The following is a 10,220-nucleotide window of genomic DNA, read 5'->3' on the forward strand; positions in this document are numbered from 1 at the left end:
TTATTTAATTTTACACAATTATATAGACGCTACTCGATTTCTCATTTTTCGCCGACGATACTGCATTTTGCGTCGGTGTACCAAAAACTCGCCGACGATAACCCTCACAGCGACGGTGAGTTATTCATCTCGCCGACGATTCAAGATAAAATAGCAAAAGAACTCATACACCTCTCCTAAAAATTATTTAAAAAGTTTATAAAATCAAATATATGTGTTTTTAGAAAATATTTTTAACGAATTTTATTTATTAAACTTATTATAATTTAATTTTATATTTCATAATACCTTTATATTTCTTAATCATATTCAAAATTAAATATTATGTTTAAAATTAAAATTTAAGGGTATTTAAGTAATATTGAATGGAGGTGATAATAATGTTTACTAAAAAAATTTGTTCATCATTTGCAATTGTTATTATGTTAACTACATCGTTTACACTTAACAATTCTTTTGTATCCGCTTCCTCTAATTATGAAAAAAATTATGATGAAATGCATTATAATACCAACAGTGAAGTGGAGCAAAATTCTGCATCTGCTGTAGCTATTTTTGTCGGTGGTGTGTTAGTAGGTTATTTAGTTGATGGTGTTATAGAATATACTACTGGACACAATGCATCATATTGGGTTGCAAATGGATTAGAGTGGGTAGAAAAAGCTCTTGTTGGTACCACTTATCCACCTGGCTACTATATCATCGTTACAAAAGAAGGTAATATGAGCGTCTGTGATTCATCAGGTAACTGTCAAATTAATGCAAATAATTTAAGTAAATTATGAGGAGTTGATTTATAATGAAAAACTCGAAGTACCTCGGTATATTCTTACTCGGTTTTCTCGTTGCATTTATTTTAATTTACTTGTTTGGAAACCCTTTAACTTAGAATAGGAGTTTATGATTGAATTCACGAAAGTTTTTTATCAAACTAAAAGTCCTTCGCACTACATAACTATTTAGAGATAGTCTCAAAATATTATGACTTGTGAAGGACTTTTTATATTTCATTGTTCTTCTCAAAATTATACTAGCAATTGCGAAGTTACTACGATTAGAGAATTAATGCATGTTTTTGACTAAAAAGTATTTTACATACCTATACCAAATGAAAATAGTACTAAAGCTAATAATACACCTATAATTGGAACTAAAACTGTCATAGCCCCAAAAGCAGGGTACGCATCTTTATGTGTCTCACCTGCAATAGATCTAATAGTAGTTACTGCATAACCACCATGAGGTAATGAATCTAGAGTACCGGAAGAGAGTGCGACCGTTCTGTGTAATGCCTCAGCGTTAACTCCCATATCTAAATAATGAGGTCCTAATATAGGTAGAGCAATCGTTTGCCCACCAGATGATGAGCCAGTTAATCCTGCTATTATCATTATTGCAAATGCTCCTCCGATTAATGGATTCCCCGGCAGATCAGTTAAAGCAGTGACCGCTTTATCAAAGGCGGGAGTAATTTTCGCAACACCACCAAATCCTACTACAGCTGCTGTATTACCTATAGCGATAATAGCACCCTCGGTACCTTCACCAACAGCTGTCCAAAAATCTCTAAAGTACTTCCTGTTTAATAACCATGTAAATAAAACACCACTTGTTAGAGCTAATATTAATGCATACTGTTCAAATCTTTCATGAAATATGTATGAAACTATTAAAACAGATAGCAATGGTATAACACTTAAAATAGGGTTAGGTAGATGACTTCTTTCTTCTCTATGATCTGTTTCTCTTTCAATAAAAAACTCACCTTTTGAAACTGCTCTTTTAATCATCCACATTAACCAAAGATATCCAATAATCATCATAAATACTGCTACTATCAGACTAACTTGCCAGGCAGCATAAGGAGATGTGTTTAAATACGGTATAGGAATCCAATTTTGAATTTCAGGCGATCCTGCAGATGTCATTGTAAATGTTGTTGACCCAAATGCTAATGCTGCGGGTATAAATCTACGTGGAAAATTAGCTTCTTTAAATAAACTAACTGCCATTGGATATACTGCAAATGCAACAACAAACAGACTAACTCCACCATAAGTCAAAATAGCACATGCTATTATAATTGCAAGTACAGCTTTCTCTCTTCCTAGTTTAGATAATATCCATTCTGACACACTATCAGCAGCACCACTGTCCTCCATTACTTTTCCGAATATAGCTCCAGCTAAAAACATTAAATACCAAGAAGTAATGAAACCTGCAAATCCATTCATGTATCCTGTGACAAAATCAATTTCTTCATTTATTGTCATTTGTGGAAAAAGAGGGACACCATTTAATAATGCTACAAAAAGTGCTGATAATGGTGCAACTACCAATAGGTTCATCCCTCTCATTACCAAAATAGTTAAGAGAATTAAACCTCCCACTAAGCCTATCATACCTATCATAATAACCCTCCCTAAAAATGATACTAGTTCTTCATTTAGTTAGTTCCATACTTTCTAACTCTTAATTTTGCCTGTTCAGCATGGCCTGCAAAATTTTCTAACTCACAAAGTCTTGCTGCATACTCACCAATTAGTGCACTTTGTTCTTCTGATTCAATACGTTGGTATGTGACTGTTTTTATAAATTTACCAACCCATAATCCACCTGTATACCTAGCAGCACCCTTTGTAGGAAGGGTATGATTTGTTCCAATTACTTTGTCACCATATGCGACGTTTGTTTCTGGACCTAGGAATAAGGCCCCATAATTCGTCATATTTTCTAAGAATAGGTTTGGATTTTTTGTTAAAACCTCAACATGTTCGAATGCTAATTTATCTGCTTCCTTAATTGCTTCGTCGTAGCTATCTACAATTATCACTTGTCCGTAATCTCTCCAAGAAACACTCGCCACTTCTGCTGTTGGTAATGATTCTAATTGTCTTTCTATTTCATTCATTGCTTGGCGTGCAATTTCTTCACTTGTCGAAATAATAGCCCCCGGTGACGTTGGTCCATGCTCTGCTTGTCCTAGAATATCTGTCGCAATCATTTCTGGATCACTTGTTTCATCTGCTATTACTAATGTTTCAGTTGGTCCAGCTAGTAAATCTATTCCTACTCTTCCAAATAGTTGTCTTTTAGATTCTGCTACAAATGCATTACCAGGTCCAACTATCATGTCAACTGACTCAATACTTTCAGTTCCTATAGCCATTGCCCCCATAGCTTGAATACCACCTAAAATATAAATCTCATCCGCACCCGCTTCGGCCATAGCATAGACTGTAGCCTTAGGTATTTCACCATTTATCGGAGGTGTGCATGCAATCACTCTTTTTACACCCGCAACTTTTGCTGTTAACACGCTCATATGTGCTGACGCAACCATAGGATATCTCCCACCAGGGATGTAACATCCTACACTATTAACAGGTATGTTTTTATGACCGAGAAACACACCTGGCATAACCTCAACCTCAATGTCATTTAAAGATTCTAATTGAGCTTTTGCAAACTTTCTAATATTATCTTGTGCAAATTTAATGTCTTCTTTAGTTTGATCAGATATTTCTCTTTTGATTTGTTCAATCTGGTCTTCACTTAATCTAAAAGATTTCGGTTTCCAACCATCAAATTTTTCAGACAATTCTGTGACTGCTTCATCTCCTCTTAGCTCAATATCTGCTAGAGTAGCTTCTACGATAGCGCTTACCTTTTTGTCCTCTTCTTTAATACTTTCTTGCTTCATTCCTTCTTTAATAATTTTAGCCATGATTTTCTCCCTTCTTTGCATACGTATGCAAATAAAAATAAATAAAATATCTTATATTAATGAATATATTATAAACCGCTTTCATCGTCAAGAGTTTTTTGAGTGGTTCTTCTAAGTACTAGCTTTCCACTAACAGTAACCTTTTGTGGGCTTGTATACATTGAGTTATGTTTTAATATCTCTATAGTTTTTTCAATCATTTCGTCAATAGGTTGCTCCCAAGTAGTTAGATCATTAGATTCCCAACTAGACATTTTGATATTGTCGTAACCGATTACTATTGTTTCCTCCGGCACTTTAACTCTATGTTTCTTTAGTGCATCTAAGGCTGCAAGTGCCATGATATCATTGGCCGCGAATATAGCTTTTGGCTTTATTTTTTTAATCAACAACTCTTCTACTTCTATGAACGTTTTTTCATAGCAAAACTCACCACAAATAATTTTTATATCTATGCCCTGTCTTTTGAAATAATTTCCAAAAAATTCTTTCCTTTCCTTATTTGTTGATGTGTTTTCTATGCCTGAAATATAATAAATATCAGTTTTAATCTTATGTTGCAATATTAATTTCGCGATAGTTTCAGTTGCTTTTTTATTTTCACTAGAAACTGAATGAAATGGTAACCGTTCATCATACCTATTAAACAAGACTATAGGGATCTCTGGGTTAACTATTTCGTTATGCTTTATATCTAATAATGCATCTGTAATAATAATTCCATCAACATTAAACTCTAGAAACTTTTCTACATCTTGCATTATTAATGTTTCATTTTCAGCAGCTAAGTACAATGTGCTTAATCCTTCTTTTTGTAATCTTTTAGAAATTTTGTTAAGAATCTCAAAGTAAAAAGGATTTTGAACATTTTTAATAGCCAACCCTATTATTTTACTTTCTTTGTTTATTAAGCCTCTCGCTAAGGCATTTGGATAATAATTTAACTTTTTAGCAGCCTTTAACACTTTTTCTTTTGCTTCAGCTGATATACTAGCATTAGGAGTAAATGCTCTTGATACTGTAGATTGCGATACATTCGCTAATTTTGCAACATCCTCAGATGATACTTTATTTCTCAATATAATCACTCTTTCAAAACAATATAATTTCATTAGTAATACTAGTGTTATAATTGCATTTTGTATAAACAACTATTACAAAGAAGGTTAAACTATGACTTTAGAAATATTATACGAAGACAACCATGTCATTGTTGTGACTAAGCCGAATAATATACCGGTTCAGGCGGATGATTCGAATGATGAAGACATGCTGGCGATCGTAAAAGAATATATTAAAGAAAAATACAATAAACCGGGCAATGTCTTTTTAGGTCTCGTCCATCGTCTTGACCGTCCAGTTGGTGGTGCGATTGTGTTTGCGAAAACGTCTAAAGGTGCGAGTCGCCTTTCAAATGAAATTCGTAAACAGACGTTCGAGCGCAAATACTTAACGGTCATTGAAGGCCATCTAAAACAAAGTGGCACGCTTGAAGACTATTTAGTTAAAAACCGTAAGACGAACACGTCTTATGTTACGAGTAAAAATACAAAGGACGCAAAGCGCGCAGTGCTTGATTATAAAACAATCGGTGTAGATGAAGCACTTAGCCTACTCGAAGTTAAACTTCATACCGGTCGTTCGCATCAAATACGCGTTCAACTATCAAATCAAAATACTCCGATTTTCGGCGATCAGCGCTATAACAAGCTTAGTACAGTCGGCGAACAAATCGCTTTATGGAGTTCTGAAATCAAATTTAAACATCCAACTAAAGATGAAATCATCACTGTAACTAGCCAACCGCCAAACCGCTATCCTTGGAATAGATTCACGAATTAAGTCTATTTGACTTAATTCGTGTCTATCATTAACGTACCGTAACTGACGACGAGCTTCACTTTATACTCCCCGTCTCCGAGGACCTCTCCATCTAGCGTATCGTCGTAACCTTCAATATCGAGTAATCCAAATTGCTCTTTTAACGTTAACTCGTTATTTTTAAACATCTCTTTTAACGTAACCATCGCGTTACCTGTCGCAACTTTCCCGTCGATATGTTGATCCGGATTGACATTATCTAAAACGAGCTTCCCGGTACTGACGTTAAATTTTAAATGGTTCGTATCGACGTCATCAATTCGCATCTCTCCCGTTTGGAGATAACACGTGAGCGTATCCGCTTCTACTCTCTTCACTAATACTTGCCCGACGTCATTTTTAAACAGTAAATCTTTCGCTTTTATACTGTCCGCATGAATTGAACTGTAATGCTGCGTCATTTCAAGTCGCTCGATTTCTTTATCTGGTAAATAGATGTCTAATCGCGTGTTTTTATTTGCATGAGACAGCTTTAAATTCAGATGAAAAACCCCGTCTTTAATTTCATATTGAACGTTTTCCAAGTCGATATCTTTCGTTACGTTAAAATGCAAATCTTCATCGTCTGATTCATACACATAAACTGGGACAAACGTCGTCTCAAAACTAAAGTGCGTAATATCTTCATCAATCGTTAAATCTTTTTTACTATATAAATACTTTTCAGCAAGTGCTTCCGGGGCACCTAATTCTTTTATTAGTGCGTCATCATCCTCACTGTCTCGAAAGCGATTCAATAACGATTCGATTATTTTATCTTGTCGTTTAGTTGGCAGTGATTGTAAATGATACTTCACAGTCCCTAAATACTCATAACGGTCCATTTCGTGGCACCTTCCTTTTTAAAACTACTTTTCTTATATATACTAATCTGTAAAGACGTAAAGGAGAATTCTCATGACATTATTTCATCACGATTCATTATACTATAGCGAAAAAGTAAAACAAAAAGAAGTCAGCGTGACAGAGCTCGTCGAGCGTGCGTTACATAATATCGAACATTACGACGATATGAACGCTGTCGTTCATATACAAAAAGATAGAGCACTCCGTACTGCACAAGAAATGGACAAAGTGTTAAGTACTTTATCTTCAGAAGAAATAAAAACATTGCCTCCATTTTACGGGGTGCCAATTGTCGTTAAAGACCTCGGGCAAGAAGAAGAAGGTATTAAAGCGACAAATGGTTCCTATTTATTTAAAGACTACATCGCAAAAACTTCGAGTAACTTTGTCACAAGGCTCATCGACAACGGATTTGTCATTGTCGGACGAACAAACGTCCCAGAATTCGGGTTTAAGATGGTCACTGATTCGGACCTTTTCGGAAATTCCTACGCACCATTTGGTCGAGCACTCTCTTCAGGTGGATCTAGTGGTGGCGCGGCAGCTGCGTTAAAAGCTGGACTCGTCCCTGCTGCTTCAGGGAGTGACGGAGGTGGTTCGATTCGTATACCGGCAAGTTTTAACGGTTTAATCGGACTAAAACCGACAAGAGGACGCGTCACAAGCGGTCCAGGAAGTTATAGACAATGGCAAGGTGCGTCCATTGATTTCTTTTTAACAAAATCAGTAAGAGAAACGTACGAACTTCTAAAGATGATGGACGTCCAGCCACCTGCAGCGCCGTATATCGCTCCACCACTTACGTTCTGTGAACTTACACCACCTAAGAAACGCTTAAAAATTGCGTATAGTGCGGAATCTCCCATTGGTTCAGAAGTAAACGATGAAGCTGTTAAAAGCTTAAAATATACAGTCGAAGTGCTTGAATCACTCGGTCACGAAGTTGTCGAAGATACTGTTTCAATCGACGGGCAAAAAGCAATTCATTCATACTTCACTATGAACATGGTAGAAACTGCTTCGATGTTTAAATCTATGGAGCAAAGTTTAGGCCGTGAGATTACAAAAGACGATGTCGAACTTATCTCATACGGTATGTACTATGCAGGCTTAAAAGTACCTGGTTGGATGTACACACAGTCACTTAGCTACTGGGATACGTTAAGTGAACAGTATCACCGATTTTTAGACGATAACGGCTATGACTTTTACTTAACACCAACAATGAATGGTCCGACAAAAGACATCGATCAGTTCAAACCATCAGATGAGGCATTTAAAAAACTCGAAAATATAGAAAGTTTATCAGACGATGAAGTATCCCATATTTTTGAAGACGTCTTTAAAACGAGCAGCGCTTATAGCCCGTACACATGGACGCTCAACTTAACCGGTCAACCCGCAATTAGTCTTCCGCTATATAATACAGACGAAGGCTTACCTGTCGGAAGCATGTTTATCGCACGTAAAGGTGAAGAAGATAAATTACTACAACTCGCTTTAGAAATTGAGAACGCCGGACGATTAGACGCGAAAGTTTTTCATCCGAAGAAGCGTTAACGATATTGTTATAAAGGGAAGAGTTTGATATTATTTATACACTAATAAATTGAATGGAGATTACTATGGACCTTTTAAAACAGCGCATATTAAATGACGGTGAAGCATTAAACGAAAATGTACTGAAAGTTGATTCATTTTTAAATCACCAAATCGATCCTCTATTAATGAAAGAAGTTGGACAAGAGTTTATTAACCGATTTGAAGACGTCGAGTTCAACAAAGTATTAACACTCGAATCTTCAGGGATCGCACCATCTGTGATGGTCGGTTTACTTTTAGATATCCCTGTCGTTTTCGGACGTAAAAGACAATCGTTAACGTTAAGCGATGACTTATATACGTCACAAGTGTTTTCATATACAAAACAAGAGACGAACACGATCGCAGTTGCGAAAAAGTTTTTAAGTAAAGATGATAAAGTACTCATCATCGATGACTTCTTAGCAAACGGTGAAGCGGCAGGTGCTCTAATTGATGTCGTTGAGCAATCCGGTGCAGAAATTGTCGGTGTTGGAATCGTCATAGAAAAGGCATTCCAAAGTGGCGGTAAAATTTTACGCGATAAAGGATACCGCGTAGAGTCACTTGCACGCATCGTGTCGATGTACGATAAACAAGTCAAATTCGTAGGTGACAATTAATGGAGCAAAGACAGCATCTTAAAGATGCTTCACTCGGACTGCAACACGTACTTGCGATGTACGCAGGTGCCGTGATCGTGCCGTTAATCGTTGGTTCCTCGATTGGCCTAACGACTGCACAACTGACGTATTTAATCTCAATTGATATTATGATGTGCGGTGTCGCTACTATTTTACAAGTATGGAAAAACAAATTTATGGGAATTGGACTCCCAGTCGTACTAGGATGTGCATTTACCGCCGTCGGACCGATCATCAACATTGCAAATACATATAGTATCCAAAGTGTGTACGGGGCAATTTTATCCGCAGGGTTATTCGTCGTTATCGTCGCAAGATACTTTAGTAAACTGATAAAATTCTTCCCTCCAGTTGTAACAGGAACGGTCGTCACAATTATCGGTTTAACACTCATTCCAGTTGCTTTAAATAACCTCGCTGGAGGCCAAGGTGCAGAAGATTTCGCATCGATTGAAAATGTCTCGCTCGGATTTATAACGTTACTTATTATACTCGTCGTTTTAAAATTTGCACGCGGATTTTTCGCATCCATCGCGATATTAATTGGAATCATCGTCGGGACGATTATTGCAGCCTTTTTCGGACAAGTCGATTTATCTCCAGTAAAAGAGGCATCATGGTTACACTTACCGGTCGCCTTTTACTTCGGAACACCAGAATTCCACTTAGTACCGATACTGACGCTTATATTAGTTGCGATGGTGAGTTTAGTAGAATCTACAGGAGTCTATTTCGCGCTCGGAGATATTACTGATAAAGAAATTCGTGAAGCAGATTTAAAACGTGGATACCGTGCAGAAGGTTTTGCGATTATGCTCGGAGGACTATTTAACTCACTGCCTTATACAACATTCAGTCAAAACGTCGGACTCATTCAACTGTCTGGTGTACGTAAATTGAAAATTATTTACATCGCTGGAGTTATGCTAATGATTCTCGGTCTAATGCCAAAAATTGGAGCAGCAACACTCGCAATACCAGAATCCGTCTTAGGTGGCGCAATGATTGCGATGTTCGGAATGGTCAGTGCATACGGAATCAAAATGCTTAGCACAGTAAACTTTGAAAACCAAAATAACTTAATGGTCGTCGCGATCTCACTCGCACTCGGGCTTGGAGTCACTGCAGTACCAGACGTCTTTAGTAGTCTCCCGTCAAGTATTTCTGTTATCACAGAAAGCGGAATTGTAATGGGTAGTTTATCGGCAATCATTTTAAATATCGTATTAAACTTTAACTTAGAACCAAGCGATGAAATAAAAGATCAAATATATGAAGCGGCAGAAGATGACGCAAAATAATAGAGCGCACTCATGGGAGTGCGCTTATTTTTGTAGGTTTCGGATGTAGTTTGATGAGGGTTTTTTGGAATTTTGGGGAATCGTCGGTGAATCTCAGTTCCCACCGACGCAGACAGCACTATCGTCGGCGAAATTTCTATTCGCCGACGGGAATCACCGAATCGTCGGTGAATTTCGAGATTTTCGGTTTTTCGCCGACGATTCGTCATTTTGCGTCGGTGTACCAAAAACTCGCCGACG

The 10,220-nt window shown here is 37.1% G+C and carries 10 protein-coding genes; 6 read left to right on the forward strand and 4 right to left on the reverse strand.

The features are described 5' to 3' along the window. Nucleotides 1-180, forward strand: a 180-nt coding sequence (locus tag HMPREF3177_RS08585; protein ID WP_210388791.1) for a hypothetical protein, incomplete at its 5' end; no start/stop codon positions are given. 200 nt (nucleotides 181-380) lie between these two features. After that, nucleotides 381-785, forward strand: a complete 405-nt coding sequence (locus HMPREF3177_RS07065; protein WP_070458138.1) for a hypothetical protein — start codon at nucleotides 381-383, stop codon at nucleotides 783-785. A 306-nt stretch (nucleotides 786-1,091) separates the two neighbouring features. On the opposite strand, the gene HMPREF3177_RS07070 is transcribed toward HMPREF3177_RS07065, so the two are convergent. The 3 genes from HMPREF3177_RS07070 to HMPREF3177_RS07080 all read right to left on the reverse strand — a co-directional run bounded on the left by HMPREF3177_RS07070 (nucleotide 1,092) and on the right by HMPREF3177_RS07080 (nucleotide 4,806). After that, the gene (locus HMPREF3177_RS07070) at nucleotides 1,092-2,411 is read right to left on the reverse strand and encodes a GntP family permease (RefSeq protein WP_070458141.1); all 1,320 of its coding nucleotides are present in this window, start codon (nucleotides 2,409-2,411) and stop codon (nucleotides 1,092-1,094) included. Between the two features lie 35 nt (nucleotides 2,412-2,446). Further along, the gene (hisD, locus tag HMPREF3177_RS07075) at nucleotides 2,447-3,727 is read right to left on the reverse strand and encodes a histidinol dehydrogenase (protein ID WP_070458144.1); all 1,281 of its coding nucleotides are present in this window, start codon (nucleotides 3,725-3,727) and stop codon (nucleotides 2,447-2,449) included. 68 nt (nucleotides 3,728-3,795) lie between these two features. After that, on the reverse strand, nucleotides 3,796-4,806 hold the full coding sequence (locus HMPREF3177_RS07080; protein ID WP_168161321.1) for a LacI family DNA-binding transcriptional regulator: 1,011 nt from the start codon (nucleotides 4,804-4,806) through the stop codon (nucleotides 3,796-3,798). A gap of 94 nt (nucleotides 4,807-4,900) precedes the next feature. On the opposite strand from HMPREF3177_RS07080, the gene HMPREF3177_RS07085 reads away from it, so the two are divergent. Then, nucleotides 4,901-5,569 (forward strand): RluA family pseudouridine synthase, encoded by a 669-nt coding sequence (locus HMPREF3177_RS07085; RefSeq protein ID WP_070458150.1) that lies wholly within the window; start codon nucleotides 4,901-4,903, stop codon nucleotides 5,567-5,569. A gap of 11 nt (nucleotides 5,570-5,580) precedes the next feature. On the opposite strand, the gene HMPREF3177_RS07090 is transcribed toward HMPREF3177_RS07085, so the two are convergent. Continuing rightward, nucleotides 5,581-6,432, reverse strand: a complete 852-nt coding sequence (locus HMPREF3177_RS07090; protein ID WP_070458153.1) for a DUF4097 family beta strand repeat-containing protein — start codon at nucleotides 6,430-6,432, stop codon at nucleotides 5,581-5,583. A gap of 73 nt (nucleotides 6,433-6,505) precedes the next feature. Between HMPREF3177_RS07090 and HMPREF3177_RS07095 the strand changes: the two genes are divergently transcribed. From HMPREF3177_RS07095 to HMPREF3177_RS07105, 3 genes are all read left to right on the forward strand, one after another. Continuing rightward, entirely contained in the window at nucleotides 6,506-8,014 is a 1,509-nt protein-coding gene (locus HMPREF3177_RS07095; RefSeq protein ID WP_070458155.1) for an amidase family protein, read from the forward strand. Nucleotides 8,015-8,079: 65 nt separating this feature from the next. Next, on the forward strand, nucleotides 8,080-8,658 hold the full coding sequence (locus tag HMPREF3177_RS07100) for a xanthine phosphoribosyltransferase (protein WP_070458158.1): 579 nt from the start codon (nucleotides 8,080-8,082) through the stop codon (nucleotides 8,656-8,658). Beyond that, nucleotides 8,658-9,980 carry a nucleobase:cation symporter-2 family protein gene (locus HMPREF3177_RS07105; protein ID WP_070458161.1) on the forward strand — a complete coding sequence of 441 codons (1,323 nt, stop codon included), beginning with the start codon at nucleotides 8,658-8,660 and terminating at the stop codon, nucleotides 9,978-9,980. Before HMPREF3177_RS07100 ends, HMPREF3177_RS07105 begins: the two co-directional genes overlap by 1 nt. The last annotated feature ends 240 nt before the right edge of the window (nucleotides 9,981-10,220 follow it).

Source organism: Nosocomiicoccus sp. HMSC09A07, assembly GCF_001808485.1.
Taxonomy (GTDB): domain Bacteria; phylum Bacillota; class Bacilli; order Staphylococcales; family Salinicoccaceae; genus Nosocomiicoccus; species Nosocomiicoccus ampullae_A.

Excerpts from the sequence above, each read along its gene's own strand:
- HMPREF3177_RS07105 (WP_070458161.1), top strand. The coding sequence starts at position 8,658 with ATGGAGCAAAGACAGCATCTTAAAGATGCTTCACTCGGACTGCAACAC.
- HMPREF3177_RS07085 (WP_070458150.1), top strand. The coding sequence starts at position 4,901 with ATGACTTTAGAAATATTATACGAAGACAACCATGTCATTGTTGTGACT.
- hisD (WP_070458144.1), bottom strand. The coding sequence starts at position 3,727 with ATGGCTAAAATTATTAAAGAAGGAATGAAGCAAGAAAGTATTAAAGAA.
- HMPREF3177_RS07095 (WP_070458155.1), top strand. The coding sequence starts at position 6,506 with ATGACATTATTTCATCACGATTCATTATACTATAGCGAAAAAGTAAAA.
- HMPREF3177_RS07100 (WP_070458158.1), top strand. The coding sequence starts at position 8,080 with ATGGACCTTTTAAAACAGCGCATATTAAATGACGGTGAAGCATTAAAC.
- HMPREF3177_RS07065 (WP_070458138.1), top strand. The coding sequence starts at position 381 with ATGTTTACTAAAAAAATTTGTTCATCATTTGCAATTGTTATTATGTTA.
- HMPREF3177_RS07070 (WP_070458141.1), bottom strand. The coding sequence starts at position 2,411 with ATGATAGGTATGATAGGCTTAGTGGGAGGTTTAATTCTCTTAACTATT.
- HMPREF3177_RS07090 (WP_070458153.1), bottom strand. The coding sequence starts at position 6,432 with ATGGACCGTTATGAGTATTTAGGGACTGTGAAGTATCATTTACAATCA.